A 24,963-nucleotide genomic window follows, 5' to 3' on the forward strand; every position below is an offset into this window, starting at 1 on the left:
GTTGGGTCATGTACGTGACCCACCTCGAGTGCTCGTTGACCGGCGAGCATTATCCCGCCGGCGTTCCCCACAATCTGAGCAAGGCCGATCGGCCGCTGCTGGTGCGGTACGACACGGACGCGATCCGCGGCGTGCTGACCCGTCAAATGCTGGCGGAGCGCCCCGCCGGCATGTGGAAGTGGCGCGAGTTGCTGCCGCTGCCGGAAGGGGCGGAGCCGGTCAGTCTGGGTGAGGTGGAAACGCCGCTGCTGCCACTGACGCGCTTGTCGGAGCGGGCCGGCGTCGCGCCATTGCTGGTCAAGGACGAGGGGCGGCTGCCCACCGGATCGTTCAAGGCGCGCGGGCTGGCGATGGCGATCAGCATGGCCCGGCACTTCGGCATCAAATCGGTTGCCCTGCCCACCAACGGCAACGCCGGCGCGGCGCTCGCTGCCTATGCGGCGGCGGCCGGCATGCAGGCGACCGCCATCTGTCCATCCGAAACGCCGCTGATCAACGTCACGGAGACTGCGGCCTATGGAGCTCGGGTATTCGTCGCCGACGGGCAGATCGATGAATGTGGCCGGCTGGTGGCCGAGGGTGCGGCGGCGGGGCGCTGGTTCGACCTGTCGACCCTGAAGGAGCCGTATCGGGCCGAGGGCAAGAAAGTGATGGGCCTGGAACTCGCCGAGCAGCTTGGCTGGAAGCTGCCGGACGCGATCTTTTATCCGACGGGCGGCGGGACCGGGCTGATCGGCATGTGGAAGGCCTTCGCCGAACTGGAGGCGATCGGTCTGATCGGCCCTGAACGGCCGCGGATGTACGCTATTCAGGCCGAAGGCTGCGCGCCGATGGTGCGCGCCTGGGAACAGGGCGACGAATTCGCCGAACGCTGGGAAGGCGCGGCGACGATGGCGACGGGCATTCGCGTACCCAAGGCGGTCGGCGACTTCCTCATTTTGCGCGCCGTGCGGGAGAGCGGCGGCGCGGCGCTGGCGGTCGGGGAAGACGCAATTGCGGCGGGCGTCCGCGACGCGGCGCATGATGATGGCGTATTGCTGTGCCCGGAGGGCGGTGCGGTCCTGGCCGGCTGGCGGCTGGCGCTAGAACGCGGGCTGATCGGGCGCAATGAGCGGGTCATGCTGTTCAATTGCGCCGCCGGCAACAAATACCCGCTGCCCGACACCGCGACCCGGATCCGGCTGGCGGAAACGACAGGCTCCAGCTTGTAACGCCCTTGCAGCAGTTGGTGGGCCTTACCAACTAGGCGTTGTATTTCCCGAGGATGTCGAGCCGGTCGGAGCGGCGACAAAAGCCAAATCGCTGAAAACGCAAGCTTTCTGAAAGCTGGCACGGGCTATGCATCGACTTGGCGTGAAGGCGGCTTGCCCGCCCCAACGTCGCAGGAGTTTTGAAGATCATGGAAGCCACGCCCACCAACCCGCTCCTCCGCGCCGACACGCTGTTCGGCGTATGCCAGGCATTGGGCGACGATTTCGGGTTTAATCCGCTGTGGCTGCGCATTCCGCTGGCCAGCGCCATCCTGTTCTCGCCGATCGGTGCATTCGCGACCTATTTCGGTCTGGGCCTGCTGGTCCTCGTGTCACGCCTGATCTTTCCAGTGAGGACCGTTGCCGCCGGAGTGATGAGCCCTGCTCAGCCGACCCTGGCGTCGGCAAATGCCGCGCCCGAGCAGGACGTACGCGAGCTGGCGGAGGCCGCCTAAGCCTGCCGTTCTGGTTCGGGGCCATAGGGGGCCTCGTCCAGCCCGCCGATGAAGGCCTTGGCCTGGGCGCGAATCGCGTCCTGCATATCCGCTTCGAACCGGTCCCAACTGGCGTAAGCGTTGCGCATGCGCCGATTGCCGCCAAGCCTTTCGCGATTGCGGTCCAGGAAGTGCCAGTACAAGCTGTTGAAAGGGCAGGCGTCGGGCCCAAGGCGTTGTTTCACGTCGTAGCGACAGGCTCCGCAATAATCTGACATCCGGTTGATATACTGGCCGGTCGAGACATAAGGCTTGGTGCCAACCATGCCGCCGTCCCCGAATTGGCTCATCCCCAGCGTGTTGGGCAGCGTCACCCATTCGTAAGCGTCGAGGTAGACCTCCATGTACCACAGGTGCACGGCGTGCGGATCGGCGCCGATCAGCAGGGCGAAGTTGCCGGTGACCATCAGCCGCTGGATGTGATGGGCATAGGCGTAGCGCCAGGTCTGCTGCAGCGCGTCGCGCATGCAATGCATGTCCGTCCGACCGGTCCAGTAAAAGCTCGGCAGGCGGCGCTCCACGCCGAAGAAATTGCGCTCGATGTAGTCCGGACCGGCGAGCCAGTAGATGCCGCGCATATATTCGCGCCATCCGATGATCTGACGAATGAAGCCTTCGGCGCAGTTAAGCGGCACAGCCCCGGCCCGGTAGCGCGCCTCCACCTCACGGCAAAGCTCCAACGGATCCAGCAGACCCGAATTGAGATAGGGCGACAGATGCGAATGCCACATCCGGTGCGCGCCGGAGACCATTGCATCCTGATAATCGCCGAAGTTGCATAGCGCCTGATCGAGAAATGCGGCTTGCGCGTTCAGCGCGTCATCTCGGGTCACGGCTAGGTCCCAGTCCGTCAGGCTACCGCCCAGCTTCGGAAAGCGTTGCTCGACCATGGCGATAATTTCGGCCGTGATCCTGTCGGCGGGGAAGCAAGGGGGCTCCGGCATGAACAGATCGCTTTCCGCCGGCTTGCGATTTTCCTTGTCGTAGTTCCAGCGGCCGCCCTCCGGCTTGCCCTTGTCGGTCAAGAGCAGGCCGGTGCGCTGACGCTGTTCGCGGTAGAAATATTCCATGACCAGGTCCGACCGGCGCTCTGCCCAGTCCTGGAACACGGAATGGCTGGCGATGAAGCGGTCGTCGGGCAGGATCTCGACCGGCAGTCCGAACAATGTCTGCCAGCTATCCAGCATCTGCTGCACCCGCCACTCACCGGCCTCGGTAACAATAAGCCGGTCCGGGGTGTGGCGCTGAATGGCCGCTGCAACTTCCCCCGTAAAGCTGGTCGGGCGGTGCTCCATATCGAGCCGCACATAGTCGACCTCCCATCCCGCCGAACGGAGCGCTTCCGCGTGATGGCGCATGGCCGACAGAATGTAGGCCAGCTTGCGGCGATGATGGCGGACGTAGGTGGTTTCCTCGGCCACCTCGACCATCAGAACGGTCGTATCGGCGCGCTCGGCGACGCGCAGCGAGGAAAGGTTTGCCGACAGCTGATCGCCAAGCACCAGAACCAGTGTCCGCATATTTATCAGAACTACCGATGCCCCACACGGGTTGCACCGCGCGGCGCAAGACGGCGGCGCACTTGCCATTCCCTGATGGATAGCGCTTTATTAACCACGTGGCCCTAGTTCCTGAGGCACAAAGACGCCGGTTCGGCGCCTTCGGGACGACGCGACGTGAAGCTTGTTATTCAGATCCCCTGCTACAACGAAGCCGCCTCGCTTGCGGAAACCTTGCTTCAACTGCCTCGCGAAATCCCCGGCATCGACACGATCGAATATCTGGTTGTCGACGATGGCAGCCATGACGGCACGGCCGAGGTGGCCCGCCGCTGGGGCGTGCATCATGTCGTCCGCCATCGCACCAACCGGGGCCTTGCGTCGGCTTTCCAAAGCGGGATCGACGGCGCACTCGCCGCCGGGGCCGATATTATCGTCAATACTGACGCCGATAATCAGTATGACGCGAGAGACATTCCCGCACTGATCGCTCCTATCCTGGAAGGGCGCGCGGACATCGTCGTCGGCGATCGCCAGGTCCGCAGCAATGCCCACTTCGGCCGTGGGAAACAGATGCTCCAGGTGCTGGGGTCAACAACGGTTCAGCGCCTGTCGCGAACGCACGTCAGCGACGCGGTCAGCGGTTTCCGCGCCATCAGCCGGTCCGCGGCGCAGCGCATCTTCATCACGTCGAGTTTCTCGTACACGGTGGAGATGCTGATCCAGGCCGGGCGCAAGCGGATGGCGATCGAGTCGGTTCCTGTGCGTACTAATGCGGCCGTTCGTCCATCCAGGCTGTTTAGAAGTATCCCGCATTTCATGATGAATACCGGCCTGGCGATGGCCCGGTCATGGGCGATGTACAATCCGTTGAAACTGTTCGTACTGGTCGGGTTGCTGGCAGTGGTGACCGGATTTCTGCCGATTGTGCGGTTTCTATACTTCTACGCCGTCGGGGAAGGCGATGGACATATCCAATCGTTGATCCTGGGCGGAGTGCTGCTGATCCTGGGCGTGTTTGCAATCATGTTCGGTATCATCGCCGACCTGATCGGCCGCAATCGTCAGTTGCTGGAAACGACGCTTGAGCGTGTCCGGCGAATGGAGGGAGGGGAGCGGCCGGCAAAAGATGCTTTCCCGGCAAATGGCAAGGCGAAGCGCAGCAGCGCACGGTGACCGCCGTTCCGCTCTCTTGGCGCACAGGCTTCGGCACCTCTGCGCAGGTCAGAACAGGGCTTTTGTATGCAGGCCTTGCTTTGTGCCTGATGCTGCAGCTCGGCCTCGCCTTCCTGCAACCGATCAATTGGGACGAGTTCCGCTTTCTCGCCGACATCTATCTTTATCGCCAGGGACAGCTGACGTCGCCGCTGCAGACGTTCCACGTCCATCTGCTGGGCTGGCTGGTTTTGCTTCCCGGAACTCAGATCGACCAGATCATCGTTGGCCGATTGGTGATGCTCCTGCTGGAATGGGCCACCGTTGCACTGGTCTATCGCCTTTGCCGCTCATTCGTTGGGCGAGAGAGCGCACTGTTTGCGGCGTTGGCATTCGTGAGTTTCAGCTTCGTCCTCAAACACGGCGCCAGCCTGCGGTACGACCCGATCGTCACCTTCTTGTTGATGAGCGCGACCGTCCTGCTGCTTAGGACCCGTCTGAAAAGCCTGGATTGTGGAGGAGCAGGCGCTGCTATCGCGCTTGCCGGGCTGATCACGATCAAGTCGGCGATCTACCTACCGCTGCTCGGCGCCGTTGCGCTCCATCGGCTTCGCGAGCGCTGCACCCGACGGACGACCGGCACGCGACTGGTCGGTGGAGCGATTGCCGCAATTGTTGTGTTCGCGCTGCTGTTCGCGGTCCATCATGCCGCATTAGGCCAGGTCGACGCGTCGCAGGTCGAGGTTTCCAGCAAGGCGCGGAAGGTGCTCGGCGGTGAGACCCTGTTCCCGCGTAAGCTGGAATTCATTCGCAGCCTGATCGCCAATCCGCTTCACTGGCTGCTCTTGATATTGGGCCTTGCCTCGATCCTCAGAACGGCAAAGCAAGGTGACCGGTTCACGGCACTCTTTCCGCTGGTCTTCTTGCTCCCGCTGGCAAGCCTGCCGCTTTATCGCAACGCCTTTCCGTACTTCTTCCCCTTCATGCTTGCGCCAGCCTCTGCCCTGATCGCGATCGCTGCCGAGCGTGCCGAGGTTCGGCGGCTGGTGCCATTCCTGGCGATCGCGATGATGGCAGGCGCCTTGTGGCACGCCTCGACCATTGATCGATCGGTGCTTGATGGGCAGCGGCGCATCATTGCTGCTGCTCGCGAAATCTTTCCGGCAGGCACGCCTTACATTGATCGCAGTTCGATGCTGGCGGGTGAGCCGCAGGCCGGATTTTTCATGAGCGGCTGGGGGATGAGCAGTTATGAAGCAGCGGGCGTTCCGCGGTTTCGCAAGTCCATCGTTGAGCGGGGCGCCCGGTTCGTCATCGTGAACAGCCCCTGGCTCGAAGCGGGTCTTACCGGAGCAACCCCCGGTCGCCTCCTGCCCGCGGACGCAACGATGCTCCGCCAGCAGTTTGTGCAGCATTATGGACCGATCTGGGTGCTCGGCCGACAGCTCCGGGCGGGTCCGCAGCCGGTCAGATTCGAACTGCTGGCCGCCGGGCCGTACACGGTAGAAAGCGGCAGCCCAGTCGTGATCGATGGCATCGCTCGCCAGCCCACGGACGTAATCGAGCTTGGCGCCGGATGGCACCAGATAGCCGCCGAAATGCCGCAAACCGTCATCCTTCGCTGGGGCGACCGACTTCCTCGCCCCGCGCGGGCCGCCCCATCGGGGCCGCTGTTCAGCGACTTTTGATTGCGACAGGGGTGTCCGCGCTGGTGCCGGCTGAGGGATTTGAACCCCCGACCTTCGGTTTACAAAACCGCTGCACTACCACTGTGCTAAGCCGGCCCAGATTTACGTCCTACGTGCCGGCTCCCATGCGTCAGACGATGCCGAAGGTCCAGCCCTCGGTGCGGGCGAGGTGGGGGGCTAGTCCCTCCGGAGCGAATGTGGCGGGGTCTGCCGCGTGGGCTTGCATTCCGGCGGCCGTGACCAGCGCGTCGGTCTGGTGGTCGTTCGGTTCGAAGCCGAGTCGCACGGGCGGGCTGCCAAGGCCGGCGAGCGCGCGATTGAGGTCGGCGCGGCTGCGCAGCTTGGCGCCGCTCATTCCGGCTTTGCGAAGGTAGATGCGGGTATAAATCTCGACCACCGCACTGCCCTCCGGCGGCAGCGGGTCCATGGGCCAGATGGCGATGTGCGGGTCGACCCGATGGAGCAGCCGCATGCCGGAAAAGCTCGCTTTCGCCACCTGCGCTGCGCCGATCGCGTCATAAGCGCTGGCCGTTTTGCGGCCACCTTGGGCGTTCAGCCGGTGATCGCACTGGCGGAACCGGACGAAGTCAGCCTTCACCCCATCCGCGATGCCGAAGTAGAAGTGCCGGCGGTGGACCTGTTCCAGAAAGCTGGCCGCGCCGAGGTCTTCGTCGGGAGCAGCAGCATCAACATAGGCCCAGAACTCGCGAGCGGACTCAGGGACGTCAGTCTCGCCCGGCAGGTAACTTCCATGCTCGTGAAAGGGGGGTGCGAAGGAGAAATCGAACCCGAACAGCGTGGGCTCTCGCGCCGCTTCGCGGATCAGCCAGTCGGCGACCTCCTCCCGGCTCCAGACATGATCGGGGCGAACGAGGCGCGGAGCATCGTCCCCCCGCGCCTCGGCGATCGCAATTCCCTTATGCCGCCGCCCCTTTGCCCCCGACCAATCGATCGCAACGAAGCGGGTGAAGCTCGCCCTCACACCAATGGCGCCTTGCTCTCGTCGGTTGGCGGGGTGCTGCCCTTCAGCCGCGGCGGCGTGCGCGGACGGCTGGAAGGCGGCGGCACCTCGTCAGCGTAGCGCTCGAGCACTCGCGCGGCGGCATCGCGCCCACCAAGGCCGAATGCCAATGCCGTCGCCACAGCCGCGGACCCGAGGATCAAGCCGAATGCCAGGATCACGATTTCATTGGCCAGCCCCATGAATGTGAGGCCGATGGCCGTGAATAGCGCGATGATGGCGTAGCGCACGATGGTCTGGGCATAGCCGCCCTCGCCGGTGCTGGAGCCGACCAGCTTTGCGATCACCCGCGCCAGGAAGATGCCGGCGACGATGATCAGCGTGCCGAAGATCACCTTGCTGCCAAGCTCCGTCACCTGAATGAGGAAGATGGCGATGGTGTCGCCACCCAGCTGCCGCGCCGCTTCGATCGACGCCGCCAGCATGATGACGATGAACGCGACATTGGCGACCACGCGCGAGGGTTGGGTTCCCGTCGGGAGCATGCCGGTCGAGCGGATCGCGTTGTCGAATCCAGTCGGGGGCAGGATGCCTTCGATGATGGTCTTCAGGAACTTGGCCGCAATGAAGGCGATGCCGAGCCATAGCGCGGCCGTCAGGATGCGGGGAATGGCGGCGCTGATCTGGTTCAGCATATTGATCGCCGGGCCGCTGATCGCCTCGATGCCGAGCACTTGCAGCGCAGCGATGCTGGTCGGAATGATGATCAGTGCGAAGACCAGGATTCCTAGCGCGCGGGCAACGGTGGCGCGCGGCGCTCCCGGCACCGCGCCGGGCGGGACTGCCGCCGGGTCGCTCCGAACTGTGCTCGGATGATCGCCGAGCCCTGCGCGGGCCATCCACCCGTCCACATTGGCGGCAGCAAGCAAAGTTTCCACCAGCCGGCGCGCAATGCGGGCCAAGATCAGGCCGATGAAGAAGATCAGGCCGGCGCCGAGGAGCTTCGGCAGGAAGTGGAAGATGTCGTTGGTCAGCGCATTGATCGGCGCCAGAATCTGGCCGATGCCCAAATACTGCAGCGCAGCCATGATTCCGACCAGCCAGATGATCAGCTTGGCGATCGTGCCCAGCTGGTGGCCAACAGTCTCATGCTGGTTTCCCGGGGTATGCTTCTGGAGAGCTGGGGTGCGGGAAATCGTTCTGGCGATGGCCCAGCTGACCGCTCGAGCGACGACCCAGGTAACCGCAAGGATGATGACCGCGATGAGGATCTTCGGTCCCCACAGGATCAATTGATCCCGATAATAATCGGTGGTGGGTGTTTGGTACACGGCTGCCCTCCTGTTTATCCTTGTTCGCTTAACGCCTTTCGACGCTCCTGCCACCAGCCAAGGCGCTCGCGCACTCGGCTTTCGAACCCGCGGTCGGTCGGCTCATAGAAGTTTTGCGCTACCAGCTCGTCGGGCCAATAGTTCTGGCCGGAGAAAGCGTCGGGCAGGTCATGGTCATAACGATAGCCCTCGCTATATCCGGCACTCTTCATGAGCTTGGTCGGCGCGTTAAGGATGGTTTGCGGCGGCATGAGCGAACCGGTTTCCTTCGCGGTTCGCCACGCAGCCTTCTGCGCCAGATAGGTAGCGTTCGATTTCGGCGCCGTGGCGAGGTACAGGCAGGCCTGCACGATGGCGAGCTCGCCTTCGGGCGAACCCAGGAAATCATAGGCGTCCTTCGCGGCGAGGCATTGCACCAGTGCCTGCGGGTCGGCGAGGCCTATATCCTCGACTGCGGCGCGGGTCAGGCGGCGCAGGACGAATAGCGGTTCCTCTCCAGCCGTCAGCATCCGCGCGAGATAATAGAGTGCGGCCTGCGGATCGGACCCGCGGATCGACTTATGCAGGGCCGAGATAAGGTTGTAGTGACCCTCGCGATCCTTGTCGTAGACCGCCACCCGCCGTTGAAGGAAAGCCGCAAGACCTGCCGGATCGAGAGGCCCCTCAAGTTCGACATCGTAGAGCGTTTCGACCTGATTGAGCAGGAAGCGGCCGTCGCCGTCCGCGCTGGCGAGCAGGGCAGCGCGCGCCTGCGCTGTGGTGGGGAGGGGACGCCCCACATCCTCCTCGGCTCGACCAAGCAACTTTTCCAGCGCCGCGGCGTCTAGGCGGCGCAGGATCAGCACTTGCGCGCGGCTCAACAGCGCGGCGTTCAGTTCGAAGCTGGGGTTCTCGGTCGTGGCGCCGACCAGCGTGACCGTGCCGTCTTCCACGTAAGGCAGGAATCCGTCCTGCTGCGCGCGGTTGAAACGGTGGATTTCGTCCACGAACAACAAGGTGCGGCGTCCGAGCCTGACGTGATCGCGCGCCTCGGCGAACACCCTCTTTAGATCGGCGACGCCACTGAACACGGCAGAGATCTGGACGAAGCGGAGGCCCACCGCATCGGCCAACAGCCGCGCGATGCTGGTCTTGCCGGTGCCCGGAGGCCCCCAGAGAATAAGGCTGGAAAGCTTTCCGGCGGCGACCATGCGGCCGATCGCGCCGTCGGGACCGGTCAGATGTTCCTGCCCCACCACCTCGTCGAGGCGCTGCGGCCGGAGCCGGTCCGCGAGGGGCGCACTGGCGGCGGGCGTGAACGCGTCGGGCGGCGCAACATCTTCAAACAGGTCGGCCATTGCCGCCGCTTTAGGAGTGCGCCGCTGACTTCGCCAGACCTCTTGCGTCCGCCCGATCTAAGATATATCTCAATACAGCTTAGATAGGAGATAAGCTATGGGCTGGTATCGTGGCTGCGGAAGTTCAGGCGAACGTTGGCCGCATCCGTTGTTCCTGATGGGCGGACGGGGCTGGGGCTTTCCAGGCGGCATCCATTTCGAGTTCGGCGACGGGCCTCGCTCCGGGACCCGGGGTGGCGGGCGTCATGGCGGCAGGCGCCGGATGTTCGGTTCGGGCGAGCTCAGGCTCGTGCTCCTGAAACTCATCGCCGATGAGCCCCGTCATGGCTACGACCTCATCCGGGCGATCGAGGAACTGACGCACGGCGATTATGCCCCAAGCCCTGGGGTCGTCTATCCGACCCTGACGCTGCTGGAGGACATGGGACTGATCGAGGCCCAGGCCAGCGACGGCACTCGAAAGAAGTTCGCTGCCACCAACGAGGGGCGGGTCCATCTTGGTGAGAATGAGGAAGAGATCGAACGCCTGTTCGAGCGGCTGGAGGCAACCGGCTCCTCGCGACGCGAACACAGCCGCCCCGAAATTGGACGAGCCGTCGGCAACCTCATGCAAGCCATGCGCAATCGGGTCGCCCGCGACGGCTGGAACGATGATTTGCTGGCGGAGGTGACCGATATACTGGACGATGCCGCCCGGCGGATCGAGCGGCTGAAATGATCAGCCCTTGATCCGCTGCAATCGCTCCCGGCGTTCGATCGCGCGGCGGTAGGTGGTGACCACGGCCGAATTGATCGTGTCCCAGTCCTGCGTCTTCGCAAAGGCGAGTCCCGCCTTCCCGTGACGGCGGCGGAGGTCCGGCTCCGCGATATAGGCGGCAAGGGCGTCGGCAAGCGCGCCCACGTCGCCCGGCTCGGCCAGCGTTCCCGTTTCTCCGTCGCGAACCAGGTTCGTCGCGCCGGTTGCCGATACCGCCACCACCGGCAGTGCGCAGGCCATGGCTTCCAGTGTCACGTTGCCGAAGGTTTCCGTCACCGACGGGTTGAGGAACAGGTCCGCACTGGCGAGCGCGCGGGCGAGGTCGTTGCCTTCCTGGTGACCCAGGAAGATCGCGGCCGGCAACCGCTGCTCGAACCAGGGGCGGGCCGGCCCTTCGCCGATGACCAGCACCTTGTGACCGACCCCTCGGCGAGTGAGTTCGTCGGCCGTGTCGGCAAACACATCGAGCCCTTTCTCCATCACGATCCGACCGAGAAAGGCGATCGCGAGCTCATCGTCCGCTATGCCGATCGAGCGACGCCAATCCAGGCTGCGACGGTCAGGATTGAACTGCTCGCGATCCACTCCGCGCGACCACATCGCGATATTGCGGTTCATGCGTTGCGCGCGAAGCACCGCAGCGGTTGACTGTGCGGGAACCAGCAACGCGTCGCAGCGACGATACAGTCGCCGCAGGATCGCGCGGACCGCCGGCTCCAGCGGCTCGAGGTGGTAATAGGTAAGGTAAGTTTCGAAGCGCGTATGAACGGACGCGATCGCTGGAATATTGCGCCGCCGCGCCCAGGTCACGGCGCGGTGGGAGACGATATCGGGGCTGGCGATATGGACGATGTTCGGGTCAAAGTCGGCAAGGTCCCGGCGGACGCGCCGGGTCAGCGCCATCGGCAGCCGATACTCACCCCGGCCCGGTGCAGCGATGGACGGTACGGAGACCAGATCGCCGGTAGGCGGAAAGGCGGGATTGGCGACCGTCGGAGCATAGGCGCGGACCTTGGCACCGTGCCGCAGCAAATAATCGACCAGTCGATTCAGGGCCTGGTTGGCCCCATCGCGGACGTAATTATAATTGCCGGAGACGAGGGCAATGCGAAGGTCGGACGCGTCCATCGAAGCCGCTCTAGCGGCGGTCGGGGCGTCTTTCCACTTGCGTGCTCTGTCGCAAGGCAAGGATCGCGGCGATGATTGCGCCTAGGTAGATCGCTCTGAGCATGGCAGGAACATGGGGGTGGAGGAGCCGCCGCCCAAGTCCTGCCTGCCGCCGGTCGTGAACCAGCGCGTGCGACTGCTGGTGTGCGGAAGCCTTCCCGGCGAAGCCTCGCTGAGGGCCGAGCGCTATTACGCCCATCCGCAAAATGGTTTCTGGCGATTGATCGGAGGAGTTCTGGACGAGCGGCTGGACGATCTGCCTTATGCTTCACGGCTCGAAACGTTGCTGCACCATCGTGTCGGGCTGTGGGACGCGGTGGCAAGCGCACGGCGGCACGGCGGCCTGGACGGCGCGATGCGGCAGATCCAGTCGAACCCGCTGGCGGAACTGGCCGCAACGCTTCCGGCGCTCGAAGCGATCGCGTTCAATGGCGGCACCGCTGCGCGGCTTGGGCGGAGGGCCCTCCAGGACACGGCCTATACGCTAATCGACCTTCCGTCCTCCTCGCCGGCCTACACGCTGCCCTTCGCCGACAAGGCGGCGCGGTGGGCCTTGCTGAAACGCTGGGTCGATTGACAGGCGCTTTTGTCGGCTTACCTCGAGCCCATGTCCGATAGCGAAACCGACACATCGTCCATCGTCCCTGGCCAGAGTCTCTCCATGGTCGACGAGGCACTGGTCGCTGGTACCATCGCCAACACCAACGGCCTGCTGGTGATCCTGGCCAAGCTGGTCGCCCGCGGGGTGTTCGACGCCAGCGATCTGAAGGCATTCAGCGAAAGCTACTCCAAGCCGCTCGATCATGAAGGCATGCGCGAGAATGAGCTGGTCAGCCAGATGCAGGACCAGATGGAAAGCACGCTCGCCGAATTGATGCGGTTCTTGAGCGAGCACGGCTGACCAGCTTCCGTCCGGGACTGAGCCGTCCTATATGGCGCTCATGTCCCTGCTTGCCGGCGTCGGTCTGTTCGTCGCCACCGTCATTTTGATGGAAGGCTTTGCCTACGCCATGCACCGGTGGGTGATGCACTCGCGCATCGGTTGGTTCCTGCACGAAAGCCACCATCGCGAACGCAACGGCTGGTTCGAGCTCAACGACCTGTACGCCGTCGTGTTTGCACTGCCGTCCGTGCTGCTGATCTACGGCGGGCTGAACCTCGGCTGGGGGGACTGGGCCACGTGGGTGGGTTCCGGCGTCGCCTTTTACGGCATCATCTACTTCGGCTTCCATGACGCAATCGTTCATGGTCGCGTGCCACATCGGATCGTCCCGCGCTCGACCTATTTCAAGCGGATCGTCCAGGCGCACAAGCTTCACCACGCGGTCGAAAGCCGGGACGGGGCGGTCAGTTTCGGCTTTATCTATGCGCCGCCCGTCGAGCGACTGAAGCGGGCATTGGCGGACAGCCGAGGCGCGAAGGTCAGGGCGCCGAAGGGCCGTGGCGCGGACGTGTCCACAGACCGGACCGCGGAACCGGCCGAGCCGGCATAAGCGCTTCCCAAAAAGCCTCCATTACCAGCGCCGCCTTTTCCGCCTTCGACGTGGTGATCCGCTCGTCCCATGCGCGGGGGCCGAGTGCGGCCGCGCGGGTCGCGACCTCGCCGTAGATGCCGCTGGCGGACAGGACCGCCCAGCGGCTGCGGAACGGCAGGCGCGCGGCCCCGACCCGGGCGGATCGGCGGTAGGCGTCCGCCATCCGCGACAGCCGCATCGCCAGGCGCGCCAACGCCGGCCGGTGCCGGGGCTCAGCCAGATCAGCCTGTTCCAGGCCTTCGCTTCGCAGCCAGTCCGCGGGAAGATAGACCCGGCCGACCCGCGCGTCGTCGACGATGTCGCGGGCGATGTTGGCCAGCTGGAAGGCGATCCCCAGGTCGGCGGCCCGATCCAGTGTTTCCTCGTCGCCGGGTTCGACACCCATGACCAATGCCATCATCACGCCAACGGCTCCGGCCACCTGATAGCAATAGGACAGAAGGTCGTCTTCGGTCTGTGGTCGCCAGCCGGCCGCATCCCGCTCAAAGCCGGCGAGGTGATCGTCGGTGACCGCCTTGGGGATCGCGCTTTCCCTTGCAACCGTGCGCAGCGCCTCGAATGCGACGATTTCGGTCGGCTCATCGGCCAGCGCCTTGGCCGTCATCGCCTTCAGAAAGGTGAGGCGTTCAGCCGGATCGCTGGGGGCCACCGCGTCATGCCCCAGCGTCTGCCCATCGGTCACATCGTCGCAGGCCCGGCACCAGGCGTAGAGCAGCCAGCTTCGCTCGCGGGTCGGAAGATCGAATAACTGGCTGGCAAATCGAAAGCTTTTCGAGCCTGCGGAAATGCTCCGCAATGCCGCTTCGACCAGCCGTGCCCGTTCATCCGCTGCAATCACGCGAGCATCAAACCCGCGGTTGCCTCGGCGCTGCCGACCACGCCGGGAATGCCGGCGCCCGGGTGGGTTCCAGCACCGACGAAGAACAGGTTGCGGATCTTGTCGTCCCGGTTGTGAGTGCGGAACCAGGCGCTTTGCCACAGCACCGGTTCCAGGCTGAAGGCGGAGCCGAGGTGCGCGCCGAGATCGCGGCCGAAATCGGTTGGCGTGTAGTGAAATTGCACTCGGATTCGCTCCCGAATGTCGGGGATCAGACGCTCCGCAAGCGTGTCGAGGATGACATCCGCATAGCGTTCCCCGTCGGCATCCCAGTCGATCTCAGCCTTCCCGAGATGCGGCACGGGAGCAAGGGCGTAAAAGGTCGAGCACCCCGGCGGAGCCATCGCCGGGTCGGTGACGGTCGGGTGGTGCAGGTACAGCGACGGATCGCTGGCCAGCTTGCCGCGATTGTAGATGTCGCCCAGCAGCCCCTGGTAACGCGGGCCGAACATGATCGTATGGTGTGGGATATCGGGAAACGTCCCCTCCAGCCCGAAATGGAGCACGAACAGCGAGGGGCTGAACCGCTTGCGCTTCATTGCCCGGGCTTGCGCAGGGCCTCGAGCAGAGCCTTCGATCAGGCCATAGCTGTGAACCACGTCACCGTTCGAGGCGACCGCGTCGGCGTTGCCGCGCCAGCCGGAACGGGTGCGGACCGCTGTGGCACGCTCATCCTCGACCTCGATCGCCACGACCGGATCGGCGAGCCGAAGCTGGCCGCCCAGCCGTTCGAAATGACGGACCATGCCGGCGATCAACTGGTTGGTGCCACCTTTGGCGAACCACACGCCGCCGTCGCGCTCCAGCTTGTGGATCAGCGCATAGATGGACGAACAGGTCATCGGGTTGCCGCCGACCAGCAGCGTATGAAAACTGAGCGCCTGTCGAAGATGCTCTTCCTCGACGAAGCTCGCCACCATCGAATAGACCGACCGCCAGGCCTGGTATTTGGCTAGCGCCGGGGCGGCCTTGAGCATGTCGATCGGGCTTTCGAACGCTTTCGTGCCAAGCTTCAGATAGCCTTCCCGGAACACGCCTTCCGAGTAGCGCAGGAAGCGCTGATAGCCTTCCCAGTCGCGCGGGTTGAGCCGTTCGATCGACGCGCGCAGCTTGGCGTCGTCGTTGGTGTAGTCGAACACCGTGCCGTCCGGCCAATCGAGGCGGTAGAAGGGCGTCACCGGTAGCAAGTCCACGTCTTGCGAGATGTCGTGCCCGGACAGTTTCCACAACCGCTGAAGGCAGTCTGGGTCGGTAATCACGGTCGGTCCGGCGTCGAACACGTGGCCATCACGTTCCCACACAAAGGCCCGGCCACCCGGCTTGTCGCGCGCTTCGACGATGGTCGTCTGGACCCCGCCGGATTGCAGGCGGATGGCGAGTGCAAGGCCGCCGAACCCCGCACCGATGACAATTGCAGTCTTCACCTGGGCTCCTTCAGAACCTTGAGCGCCCTCGAGATGGAAACGGGCGGCTTGCCGACAAGAATGCGGATGCGGTCGGCAAGCGTGCTCTGACCGGAGTAGAAGCGCGCGATCAAGGGGGCCGGAAGGCGGTAAAAGCGCTGCAGCACGCGATAACGGTCTGCCGGGTCCGCGGCGCGAAACAGCATCCGGGCGAGCAACCGGTCATACCAGCTGCGGCGCCAATGGGCCTTCGCCCGGCGCCGCGTCGCAGCGCCAAGGCGCTCGAGCGGCAGATCGTCGGCAAGCCAGGAGGCGAAACGCACCGCTTCCGGCAGTGAATAGCTGGTCAAAGGATGGAAAAACCCGCCGCGAGCACCGGCCCTGGCTACGGGATCTCCGCCCGGCCAAAATCGCTCGAAGTCACCTCCGATCACCACCGGCAGCTGGCCTTCTTCCTCGCGGCTGCGCCCCGCGATCTGCCACCCCCGCTCCGCCGCATATTCGCCGATCCGGTCCCGTAGCAGGTCACGATCGAGTTCTGGACCGTCCGTGTAATAAGTATCCTCGACGAATAGCTCGGTCGGGCCGAAGGGCAGGCAATAGACGAACCGGTAGCCATCGGTCTGATCGACCGTTGCATCCATCACGATTGGCTCACCGATCCCATGACCTTGCGGGATGTGCAGCAATTGGCCGACAAACTTCTGCCAGCCAAGAAGCAGCCCTTCGCCCTTGCCGCCGCGAGCGTCCAGCACTGCGCGGGCGGTGATCGTCTCGCCAATGTCGAGGGTGGCCGAGGCCGGCGTCACCGACGTCACAGCCGCCCGAATGATCGCATCGGCGGGCAGGGCCGCGCGGACGGCGGCGTCGAGCCTCTCGCTTTCGATCGAGCGATAGCCCTGCGCGAGCCGCCGCCGGTGCTGCGGAAAATGAACCGAATAGTCGGGCCAGCGATGGACGATCAGCGGATCCACAAAGCTTCGGTCGCGCTCCGCGACGTCCGTGTCGAAGAACGACCAGAGATGATTGCCACCAAGTCGGTCGCCCGGCTCGACGATGCCGACAGTCAACTCCGGTCGGCGCTGAGCCAGGGCGAGCGCGCACAGACCCCCCGCGAGGCCGCCGCCCAGGATCAGCAGGTCGAAACGCGGCGCCGTCACCTCAGGGGCCTTAGCCAAGTCGCGGTGCACCCCCAAGTGCCAAATCCGCCGTTCGGTTCATGGACCGGCAGGATTTTGCCTGATAGTTCGTCTCCATGAACCGTTTACTTGTCCTCCTAGCCTGCTTCTCGTCCCTCGCTGCTGCGTCGCCCACAGCGCCAACGAACGATCTGACGGTGTCCACGCAGGGCCTGCGAAACGCCAAGGGCGTCGTGCACTTCTGCCTGACACAGGCGGCGAGCCGCTTCCTCGAGTGCCAGAAGGACCCGCGCGCCGTTCGCCTGACTGTTCCGGCGGCCAAAGCGGGGCGGGTGGCGTTCCATGACGTCGCGCCTGGTACCTATGCGCTCCTTGCATTCCATGACGAGAACGCAAATTCGAAGCTCGACATGATGATGCGGATTCCGCGCGAAGGGTTCGCCTTTTCCAATAACCCGACCATCCGCATGCGCCCGCCGGCGTTCCAGGATGTTCGATTCGCTCTGCCGGCCGGCGCCTCCAGCCAGACCATCCGGTTCAAATACGTTCTCTGACGTGAGTTCGGGGGCGATCAGTACGGCCCCGCTCCTGCAGCTCGGCGCGGCGTTCGCCTGCGGGGCGATGATCGGTGTCCAACGCGGCTGGCAGCAACGCGAGGCGGAGGCCGGTACGCGGGTAGCCGGCGTGCGCACTTTCACGCTGCTTGGCGCAGGCGGCGGATTGGCTGCGCTGCTGGGCAGCCTGGCCCATCCCGCGGTCGCGGCGGTCCTGACGTTCGCGATGGTGGCGCCCCTGCTGATCGCCTATGCTCGCAAGGACAGCGAGAAAAGTGTCACCAATCTTGTCGCGCAGATCCTGGCGGTGAGCCTGGGGCTGCTGGCCGGGGCAGGCCAAGCGGCACTGGCGGTGGCAGCTGCGGCGGTGATCACGCTGGTCCTCGCCGCACGCGACCAATTGCACGGGCTGATCGAACGGCTGGACGCCAACGATGTCCAGGCTTTTGCGCGATACGCGGTAATCGTCGCTGCCGTGCTGCCGTTCCTCCCCGACCGCAGCTTCGGCCCCTATGGCGCCTGGAACCCTTTCCAGCTGTGGCTGGTCGTCGTGCTGGTCACCGGTTTCTCGTTCGCCGGCTACATCGCCAACCGGTGGGTGGGGGCAAGCAAGGGAACGCTTGCGACCGCGCTGATCGGCGGGGCCTATAGTTCGACGGCCGTGACCGCGACGCTGGCCCGTCGGCTGGGGGCGGGGGATAGCGGGCCCTATGCGGCCGGCATCGCCCTTGCGTCCGCGGTCATGTATCTGCGCGTGCTGCTGCTGACCGCGCTGCTGTCCCCGTCGACGCTGCCGGCCTTCGCAATGCTGGTCGGGCCGGCCACGCTGGCGGGACTGCTGGTCTTCTGGCTCCTCTGGCGGCGGCGTCCGGCTGAAACCGACGCCACCTGCGAGCAACCCGGCAATCCGATCGAGCTACTGCCCGCCTTCGGGTTCGTGGCGATCGTTGCGGCAGGGGCGGTGCTGACCCGCTGGACGGAAGCGCGCTACGGCTCCGGCGGGGCGGCGCTGTCCCTGTTCATCACCGGCAGCTTCGACGTGGACGCTGCGATCGTGACACTCTCCCAGCTTCCGCTCGAATCCCTGGCGCGGCCACTGGCGGCAATCGCGCTCGCGGGGACGATCGTGGCGAACATGGCCCTGAAGATCGGCGTGACGCTTGCCTACGCCGGCCGTCAGGGACGGACGGCTGCCGCTGCACTGGCGGCGAGTACGGCCGTCCTGCTGGCCGGCATCGGGTTTGCCGCGCTGCGACTGTAACGGTGGCCGGGCGATCGGCACCCGGCCGCCCGCACGCTAGAACTTGATCCCGGCCCCGACGCCGAACACTCGCGGCTCCACCGTGAAGACATTGGTGAACAGGCCTGACGAGGCGTCTGTCACATATTGCCCGGTGATCGCGTCGGTGTTGGTGAGGTTGCTCACGAACGCCCGCAGGTTCCAGCGATCGTCCGGACCGTTCAGCTGAATCTGCGCATTCACGACGGTGAAGCTGTCCACCTTGTCGATCGGGCGGTTGAAACTGCGCGCAAAGAAGCTGCCGGTGTAAGCGACGTCGGCGCGGGGCACGAGCGTCAGGCCCTTGCCGAGGCGGAAGGTGTATTGCGCCCCCAGCGACAGCTTCACGTTGGGGGCCTGGGGCAGTTCGTTGCCCGACAGATCCTCCGCAATCCCTTCGTTCACCGTGATGTCCGGCGTCGCGTTGGCGCGAAGCACGTCGCACAGGCTGAACGCGCCGGTGGTATTGGTCGCCGGAACGGGGATCGGACCGTTGAGGCCGAGCGACCCGTTGACTGCCGCGACGTAACCGTTGGCGAAGGGTGCCCCCAACGACGAGGTCACGACGCAGTTCGCGCCGCCCTGCAGATCCTTGATGATCACGGCGTCGCTGCGCCCGCCCGACGGATCGCGCGGATCGACCAGCTTCAGGCCCTTGACCTTGGATTTCAGGTAGCTCGCCGCTGCGTTGATCAACAGGTCGGGGGTCGGCCGGAAGATCGCCTCCAGTTCGCCGCCCCAGATGGTCGCATCGGTGTTGTCGTTGACCGACGTACGGCCGACGATGCGGCTAAGCTGCAGGCCTTTGTAGTCATAGTAGAAGGCCGACCCGTTCAATCGGATCATCCCGTCCAGGAACGTGTTCTTCGACCCGATTTCGAACGCGTTGATCGTTTCCGGATCAAAGGTCGGGCTGACATTGAAGGTCGGGTCGATCGGCGGATTGAGGCCGCCCGATTTGTAACCGCGCGAGGCTGACGCATAGAGCAGATTGTCGGGCGTCAGCTGGTAATCCACCACCGCACGCCCGGTGAACCGGCCGAACTTCACCTTGCTGACGGCATATTCCTGATTGCCCGGCGTGGTCGCGTCAGCGTCATATTCGGCAATCAGCGGAGAATCGTTCGCGTCGCCCAGCCCATAGGGCACCAGCCAGGACAGGATCGGCGCGCGCGCAACCTGCCGCTTCCGGTCGTTGTTATAGCGCAGACCAAGGGTGAATTTCAGGCGGTCGGTCGCCTCGAAATAGGCCTCGCCGAAGATGCCGTAGCTCTTCAAGCGGAAGTCCTTGACCTCCGAGTTGAAGAACGGCGGCGCCAGGAACGCGTTCGGTACTGGCAAACCCTGCTCGCGCAGTGCTGCGGCGGTAACCGCGCCGATGACGCCCGCGGCATAGTCCAGCCCGTAGGACGCGACGTAATAATTGGAATCGGTGAAGCGGTTATCGAGCCAGATACCGCCCAGCAGGAAGTTGAACGGTCCCTCGAAATTGGAGTCGAGATGCGCCTCCACCGAATATTGCCGCGCGGTCGACTGCGACCGATCGTAATCGCCCCCGGCATTGGAGCAGCTGTTGCGGTTGCCGCCGAAAATGCCGGTGTAGTTGAGGTTGGTCTCCGACACGCAGAACGGCCCGCCGAGGCCGTTGGGGATCAGGGCCGCCGCAGCCTGCGTATAGGGATTGATGTTGCCGAAGAAGGGAAAGTCGGTCCCCGGCCGGGCCGCGAGGGCCGCGAGGGCCGCAAGTCCGGTGTTACCGACCAAAGAATTGGCGGCGACGAGATTGTAGTCGGTGCGGCTGTCGACGATGTTCTTGGCGTAGCCGCCGGTCACGTTCAGCGTGAACCGCTCCCCAAGCTCCTGGTCGAGCTTGGCCATGAAATGGGTTTCCTTGGCCTTGTATTGCGGCTTGAAGTCGATGTTGACGGTGCGCAGGTCGTTCGGGTTCTCAACACCGGCGTAGAAGGGGTCGATCGGATTGTTCAGGTCGACGAGGCCAAGTCCGGAGCCGAGAACCGACAGGAACGACCCCAGGGAAGGGCCGCCGGGCGGGGCATAGGCGCCGATGAAGGCAGCGTTGATGAACTGCCGGGACGACAGCGTTGCGGCCAGCGTCGCCTTGCCGTTCACCGTCTCGAAGTCGAGCTTGTCGGGCAAGCAGCCGAGGATGCCGGTCGGATCGTTGTTGCACAGCTGCTTCTGGATCCGGCTGCGGTCGTCGTCTTCGCGGAAGCGATAGTAGATGAGATCGAGGTTGGTGCCCTCCCAAGGCCGCAGCCGGAAAGTGCCGCGGATCGCGTACAGGTCGCGCCCGTCGATCCGGCTGTCGTCGAAGATGTTCTTCGTGAAGCCATCGCGCTTCAGATAATAACCGGCTAGCCGAACAGCGGCGACATCCTCGGCCAGCGGAATGTTGACCATGCCGGTCAGCTTGCGGGATTTGTAGCTGCCAACTTCGCCCGAAACGCTCGCCTCGAAGTCGCTTAGCTTCGGCCGGGCGGTGATGAAGTTGACCACACCGGACGTGGCGTTGCGGCCGAACAACGTGCCTTGCGGACCGCGCAGCACCTCGACTCGTTCCAGGTCGAAATATTCGGTCTCGAACAGTCGGGTGCTGGTCAGCGGCATGTCGTTGACGTGAATGCCGGTCGCCTGATCGCACGAGAAACCGACGCACAGGTCGCCGATGCCGCGAATGGTGAAGCTGGATGACGTGAAGTTCGTCTTGGTGAAGGTGACGTTGGGCAGGGTCAGCTGCAGGTCCGACGCATTCTCGATCTGCTGCCGTTCCAGTGCTTCGCCGGTGAAAGCGGAGACGGAGATCGGGACGCTCTGCAAGGCTTGGGAGCGGCGCTGGGCGGTCACGATGATGTCGCCGCTGGCGTCGGTCGTGGCGCTGGCCTCGGGCTCGGCGCTTTGGGTGGTTGCGCTCTGCGCATCGCCCGACTGGGTCCCGTCGGCACCGGCGCCGGTCTGCACATCGCTCTGGGTCGTTCCCTCCGGTTCCGGGACCGTCTGCGCGGCGGCGGGGCTCGCGAGTAATGCGACGGTCGAAACGCCGGCAAACAGAACAAGGTTTTTGGTCAACATGGTCGGTTCCCCCCTCCGAGCCCACCTGAGCGGATCACCTGGAGGTTTGGGCAACGTATTGCCTGCACATCCAGGACTGCGCGCCCGCCTCCAGGGCACCGACCAACATTCCGCTTGCTTATCGCAACCTGTCAAGGGCAGCATCGACGCTGCACATGACGGAACAGCAGCGCTTGCAAGCAGGCACCGGGCCGGAAACCGCCGCCGGCCACCATGACGTGCTGATCGTCGGCGCCGGCCTGTCGGGGATCGGTACTGCCTGGCATCTGCAGCGTTACTGTCCGGGACGCTCCTTTGCGATCCTGGAAGGGCGGCCCGCGATCGGGGGAACGTGGGACCTGTTCCGCTATCCCGGCATCCGGTCGGACAGCGACATGTACACGCTCGGCTACAGCTTCGAGCCATGGACGGAGTGCAAGGCGATCGCGGACGGGCCGTCGATCCTCGATTACGTCAATCGCGTCGCCGATAAGTATGACATCCGCCGCCACATCCGCTTCCACCATCAGGTGAAGAGCGCGAAGTTCGACTCGGCGCGCGCCCTTTGGACGGTCACGGCAGAGCGGATGGATACCGGCGAGTCGATCATACTGACCGCCAACTGGGTTCACATGTGTTCGGGCTATTACGATTACCGGGAGGCGTACCTGCCGGACTTCGCCGATGTGGACCGGTTCAAGGGTGAATTCTTCCACGCGCAATTCTGGCCCGAAAAGCTCGATGTCCGCGGCAAACATGTGGTGGTGATCGGTAGCGGCGCGACCGCTGTCACGATCGTGCCCGAACTTGCGAAGGACGGTGCAGCCCACGTCACCATGCTACAGCGTTCACCGACCTACATGGTCAGCCGGCCCGCGGTCGACAAAACCGCCAACCGGCTTCGACGGTTGCTCGGCGACAAGGCGAGTTATGGCGTCGTGCGCTGGCGCAACGTGCTGATGCAGCAGGCCTTCTTCCAGCTTTCGAGGCGCCGCCCGGCAATTATGAAAAAGCTGCTTCGCAAGGGGCTGATGAAGGAATTGCCGCCGGATTACGAGATCGATACCCACTTCAAGCCTGCCTACAATCCGTGGGATCAGCGACTCTGCCTGGTGCCCGATGCGGATCTGTTCGCCGCCATCCGCGATGGCCGGGCGGAGGTCGTCACCGATACGATCGAGCGGTTCACCGAAACGGGGGTGCGGCTGAACTCCGGGCGGGAATTGCCAGCCGACATCGTCGTGGCGGCGACGGGCCTGAAGCTGCAACTGCTGAGCGATGTCGAGTTTCGAGTTGACGGAGTGCGCCGGAATCTCAGTGACAGCATGACCTACAAGGGCATGATGTTCAGCGACGTGCCAAATCTCAGCTACAGCTTCGGCTACACCAATGCGTCCTGGACGCTGAAGGCGGACCTGACATCGGGCTATCTGTGCCGCCTGCTGAATCATATGTCGGCCAAGCAACTGGACATCGCACTGCCGGCGCGTGAGTCGGACGTCGAGGAAATCCCCTTCCTCGACTTCACGTCGGGCTATGTGCAGCGCGCGCTGAAGATCCTGCCCAAGCAGGGTAATCGCGCGCCGTGGAAGCTGCACCAGAATTACGCTCTGGACATGGCGTCGCTGAAGCTCGGCAAGGTAGAGGACGGCGTCATGGAATTCGGGCGAGTGGCCGCGATCCCGCCCAGCCGATCGTTGACCAGGGAGACAGCATGAAACTCGCCGGACGCGTGGCGGTAATCACCGGAGCCGGCAGCGGGATCGGGCGCGGCATCAGCCAGGCGCTGGCCCGGCGCGGCTGCAACCTCGCGCTGGTCGACCGCGATCCCGCCGGCCTGAAGGAAACCGCGGCGCTGCTGCGCGACGTCAAGGTCAGCACTCATGTGCTCGACGTGACGGATCGCGCCGCCACCGCTGCCTTGCCGGAGCTGGTCTTGGCCCAACATGGGCGCGTGGACATTTTGGTCAACAACGCGGGCGTTGCGGTGGGCGGAACGTTCGAGCAGGTCGGCGAGGACGATTTCGACTGGTGCATGGAGGTGAATTTCCATGCCGTCGTCCGCTTGACCCGCGCGTTCCTGCCGCACCTGAAAAAAAGCGACGACGCGCGGATCATCAATATCTCCAGCCTGTTCGGGCTGATCGCGCCCCCAGGCAATACGTCGTACTGCGCCAGCAAGTTCGCGGTGCGCGGCTTTTCCGAATCGCTCCGGAAAGAGCTCGAGGAGGCCGGGTCCAGTGTCGGCGTCACGACCGTGCATCCCGGGGGCGTCCGCACCAATATCGCCCGGAATGCGCGAACGCCGAAGGGCCTGTCGAACGCGGAAACCGATCTAATCGAGTCGGAGCGGGAGCGGTTCACCAGGCAGTTCCTGGTGATGCCCCCGGAACAGGCCGGCGAAATCATCGTGTCGGGCGCGGAGCGCGGCAAGCCGCGGGTGATCGTCGGCAAGGACGCCAGGGCGGGCGCATTGTTCGAACGACTGCTACCGGTCGGCTACTGGAACATCCTGAAGCGGAGCATGTCATGAGGAACTGGCTGATTGGTGGCGTTGCCCTTGGCGCTGGCTTGCTCGGCGCTGGCTTCTACTCGGCGCGGACTGCGCGAAAGGCGGAAGCGACGGTTCCCATGGACGGGCGCATCGTCCAGGCCGGCGAGTACCGGCTGCACGTCCATGAGGTCGGCGAGGGCCGTCCTCTGTTGCTGATCCACGGTCTCGCCGGCCAGATGCGAAATTTTGCGCAAGAGATGATCGACGATCTGGCCCGCGACTATCGGGTGATCCGGGTCGACCGGCCAGGATCGGGCTATTCGCCCCGGCTCGCCAGCGGCCGCGCGCATCTGGCCGAACAGGCGGAAGCGATCGCCGCGCTGATCGACCACCTGGCCCTGGACCGGCCGGTGCTGGTCGGCCATTCGCTCGGCGGTGCCTTGAGCCTCGCGACTGCGATCCGGCATCCCGAGAAGGTCGGCGCGCTGGCGCTGATCGCCCCGGCGACCCAGCGGATCGAATCCGTGCCTGAGGTCTTCAAGGGTCTGGTGGTTCCGCCCGCGCTGCTGCCGCTGGTAGCGTGGACGATCGCCGTGCCGGTCGGGCAGGCCATGAGCGAGAAAACGCTGGCGGCCGTGTTCAAGCCGGACCCCGTGCCGGACAATTTCCTTGTCGACGGCGGCGGCGCGCTGGGGCTTCGGCCCGGCGCTTTTCAGGGTGCGGCAACCGATCTCGCCGACGCAAGCAGCGAGGCGGAGCAGCTGGTTTCGGCCTATGCTGAGATGAAAATGCCGGTCGGCATCTTCTACGGGCGGCACGACAACATCCTCGACTACCGGTTGCACGGAGAGAAGACGGCGCGCGAAATCCCCGGCGCGAAGCTTACACTGACGGACGGTGGGCATATGCTGCCGTTCACCGTGCCACAGGAAAGCGCCCGCTTCGTGCGGAGCGTGATCGAATAGGAGCAGCGG

22 protein-coding genes and 1 tRNA gene are annotated in these 24,963 nt (G+C 64.6%); 13 read left to right on the forward strand and 10 right to left on the reverse strand.

Going from position 1 to position 24,963, the window contains the following annotated elements:
- The first annotated feature begins 8 nt into the window (after positions 1–8).
- Complete coding sequence (locus AC4GYS_RS06310) at positions 9–1,211, forward strand: threonine synthase (protein ID WP_491108240.1); 1,203 nt, start codon at positions 9–11, stop codon at positions 1,209–1,211.
- A gap of 188 nt (positions 1,212–1,399) precedes the next feature.
- Positions 1,400–1,705 carry a PspC domain-containing protein gene (locus AC4GYS_RS06315; protein ID WP_491108241.1) on the forward strand — a complete coding sequence of 102 codons (306 nt, stop codon included), beginning with the start codon at positions 1,400–1,402 and terminating at the stop codon, positions 1,703–1,705.
- Here the strand turns inward: AC4GYS_RS06315 and AC4GYS_RS06320 are convergent.
- A complete protein-coding gene (locus AC4GYS_RS06320) occupies positions 1,702–3,264 on the reverse strand; it encodes a cryptochrome/photolyase family protein (protein WP_491108242.1) in 1,563 nt (520 codons plus the stop codon). The two genes, AC4GYS_RS06315 and AC4GYS_RS06320, sit on opposite strands and share 4 nt — an antisense overlap.
- A 156-nt stretch (positions 3,265–3,420) precedes the next feature.
- On the opposite strand from AC4GYS_RS06320, the gene AC4GYS_RS06325 reads away from it, so the two are divergent.
- Both AC4GYS_RS06325 and AC4GYS_RS06330 read left to right on the forward strand, forming a co-directional pair.
- Positions 3,421–4,419: a glycosyltransferase family 2 protein gene (locus tag AC4GYS_RS06325; protein ID WP_491108243.1), complete on the forward strand. Its 999-nt coding sequence runs from the start codon at positions 3,421–3,423 to the stop codon at positions 4,417–4,419.
- 89 nt (positions 4,420–4,508) lie between these two features.
- Entirely contained in the window at positions 4,509–6,086 is a 1,578-nt protein-coding gene (locus AC4GYS_RS06330; protein WP_491108244.1) for a hypothetical protein, read from the forward strand.
- A 21-nt stretch (positions 6,087–6,107) separates the two neighbouring features.
- On the opposite strand, the gene AC4GYS_RS06335 is transcribed toward AC4GYS_RS06330, so the two are convergent.
- The 4 genes from AC4GYS_RS06335 to AC4GYS_RS06350 all read right to left on the reverse strand — a co-directional run bounded on the left by AC4GYS_RS06335 (position 6,108) and on the right by AC4GYS_RS06350 (position 9,715).
- Positions 6,108–6,182, reverse strand: a tRNA-Thr gene (locus AC4GYS_RS06335).
- A gap of 34 nt (positions 6,183–6,216) precedes the next feature.
- Complete coding sequence (locus AC4GYS_RS06340; RefSeq protein WP_491108245.1) at positions 6,217–7,068, reverse strand: hypothetical protein; 852 nt, start codon at positions 7,066–7,068, stop codon at positions 6,217–6,219.
- Positions 7,065–8,378: a mechanosensitive ion channel gene (locus AC4GYS_RS06345; RefSeq protein ID WP_491108246.1), complete on the reverse strand. Its 1,314-nt coding sequence runs from the start codon at positions 8,376–8,378 to the stop codon at positions 7,065–7,067. The genes AC4GYS_RS06340 and AC4GYS_RS06345 overlap by 4 nt, the downstream gene beginning before the upstream one ends.
- A gap of 14 nt (positions 8,379–8,392) precedes the next feature.
- On the reverse strand, positions 8,393–9,715 hold the full coding sequence (locus AC4GYS_RS06350; RefSeq protein ID WP_491108247.1) for a replication-associated recombination protein A: 1,323 nt from the start codon (positions 9,713–9,715) through the stop codon (positions 8,393–8,395).
- Between the two features lie 97 nt (positions 9,716–9,812).
- On the opposite strand from AC4GYS_RS06350, the gene AC4GYS_RS06355 reads away from it, so the two are divergent.
- Positions 9,813–10,433 carry a PadR family transcriptional regulator gene (locus AC4GYS_RS06355; RefSeq protein ID WP_491108248.1) on the forward strand — a complete coding sequence of 207 codons (621 nt, stop codon included), beginning with the start codon at positions 9,813–9,815 and terminating at the stop codon, positions 10,431–10,433.
- Here AC4GYS_RS06355 and AC4GYS_RS06360 read toward each other — a convergent pair whose 3' ends face one another.
- Complete coding sequence (locus AC4GYS_RS06360; RefSeq protein ID WP_491108249.1) at positions 10,434–11,600, reverse strand: glycosyltransferase family 4 protein; 1,167 nt, start codon at positions 11,598–11,600, stop codon at positions 10,434–10,436.
- A 112-nt stretch (positions 11,601–11,712) separates the two neighbouring features.
- On the opposite strand from AC4GYS_RS06360, the gene AC4GYS_RS06365 reads away from it, so the two are divergent.
- The 3 genes from AC4GYS_RS06365 to AC4GYS_RS06375 are packed head-to-tail and all read left to right on the forward strand — an operon-like array spanning position 11,713 to position 13,132.
- Entirely contained in the window at positions 11,713–12,216 is a 504-nt protein-coding gene (locus tag AC4GYS_RS06365; protein WP_491108250.1) for a DNA-deoxyinosine glycosylase, read from the forward strand.
- Positions 12,217–12,246: 30 nt separating this feature from the next.
- Complete coding sequence (locus tag AC4GYS_RS06370) at positions 12,247–12,540, forward strand: hypothetical protein (protein WP_491108251.1); 294 nt, start codon at positions 12,247–12,249, stop codon at positions 12,538–12,540.
- Positions 12,541–12,580: 40 nt separating this feature from the next.
- Positions 12,581–13,132, forward strand: a complete 552-nt coding sequence (locus tag AC4GYS_RS06375; RefSeq protein ID WP_491108252.1) for a sterol desaturase family protein — start codon at positions 12,581–12,583, stop codon at positions 13,130–13,132.
- Here the strand turns inward: AC4GYS_RS06375 and AC4GYS_RS06380 are convergent.
- The 3 genes from AC4GYS_RS06380 to crtY are packed head-to-tail and all read right to left on the reverse strand — an operon-like array spanning position 13,062 to position 16,614.
- Positions 13,062–14,012, reverse strand: a complete 951-nt coding sequence (locus tag AC4GYS_RS06380; RefSeq protein ID WP_491108253.1) for a phytoene/squalene synthase family protein — start codon at positions 14,010–14,012, stop codon at positions 13,062–13,064. The genes AC4GYS_RS06375 and AC4GYS_RS06380 overlap by 71 nt on opposite strands.
- Positions 14,009–15,475 (reverse strand): phytoene desaturase, encoded by a 1,467-nt coding sequence (locus AC4GYS_RS06385; RefSeq protein ID WP_491108254.1) that lies wholly within the window; start codon positions 15,473–15,475, stop codon positions 14,009–14,011. The genes AC4GYS_RS06380 and AC4GYS_RS06385 overlap by 4 nt, the downstream gene beginning before the upstream one ends.
- On the reverse strand, positions 15,472–16,614 hold the full coding sequence (gene crtY, locus AC4GYS_RS06390) for a lycopene beta-cyclase CrtY (protein WP_491108255.1): 1,143 nt from the start codon (positions 16,612–16,614) through the stop codon (positions 15,472–15,474). Before crtY ends, AC4GYS_RS06385 begins: the two co-directional genes overlap by 4 nt.
- Positions 16,615–16,709: 95 nt before the next feature.
- Between crtY and AC4GYS_RS06395 the strand changes: the two genes are divergently transcribed.
- Both AC4GYS_RS06395 and AC4GYS_RS06400 read left to right on the forward strand, forming a co-directional pair.
- Positions 16,710–17,147 carry a DUF2141 domain-containing protein gene (locus AC4GYS_RS06395; RefSeq protein WP_491108256.1) on the forward strand — a complete coding sequence of 146 codons (438 nt, stop codon included), beginning with the start codon at positions 16,710–16,712 and terminating at the stop codon, positions 17,145–17,147.
- Position 17,148: 1 nt separating this feature from the next.
- The gene (locus tag AC4GYS_RS06400; protein WP_491108257.1) at positions 17,149–18,408 is read left to right on the forward strand and encodes an MgtC/SapB family protein; all 1,260 of its coding nucleotides are present in this window, start codon (positions 17,149–17,151) and stop codon (positions 18,406–18,408) included.
- Between the two features lie 36 nt (positions 18,409–18,444).
- Here the strand turns inward: AC4GYS_RS06400 and AC4GYS_RS06405 are convergent, their stop codons facing one another.
- A complete protein-coding gene (locus AC4GYS_RS06405; protein WP_491108258.1) occupies positions 18,445–21,516 on the reverse strand; it encodes a TonB-dependent receptor in 3,072 nt (1,023 codons plus the stop codon).
- A 155-nt stretch (positions 21,517–21,671) separates the two neighbouring features.
- On the opposite strand from AC4GYS_RS06405, the gene AC4GYS_RS06410 reads away from it, so the two are divergent.
- Genes AC4GYS_RS06410 through AC4GYS_RS06420 form a run of 3 tightly spaced genes read left to right on the forward strand, consistent with a single transcriptional unit; the run spans position 21,672 to position 24,954 of the window.
- A complete protein-coding gene (locus AC4GYS_RS06410) occupies positions 21,672–23,213 on the forward strand; it encodes a flavin-containing monooxygenase (RefSeq protein ID WP_491108259.1) in 1,542 nt (513 codons plus the stop codon).
- Complete coding sequence (locus tag AC4GYS_RS06415) at positions 23,210–24,028, forward strand: SDR family NAD(P)-dependent oxidoreductase (protein WP_491108260.1); 819 nt, start codon at positions 23,210–23,212, stop codon at positions 24,026–24,028. Before AC4GYS_RS06410 ends, AC4GYS_RS06415 begins: the two co-directional genes overlap by 4 nt.
- Positions 24,025–24,954: an alpha/beta fold hydrolase gene (locus AC4GYS_RS06420; RefSeq protein WP_491108261.1), complete on the forward strand. Its 930-nt coding sequence runs from the start codon at positions 24,025–24,027 to the stop codon at positions 24,952–24,954. The genes AC4GYS_RS06415 and AC4GYS_RS06420 overlap by 4 nt, the downstream gene beginning before the upstream one ends.
- The last annotated feature ends 9 nt before the right edge of the window (positions 24,955–24,963 follow it).

It is taken from the genome of Sphingomonas sp. SP1 (assembly GCF_058313395.1).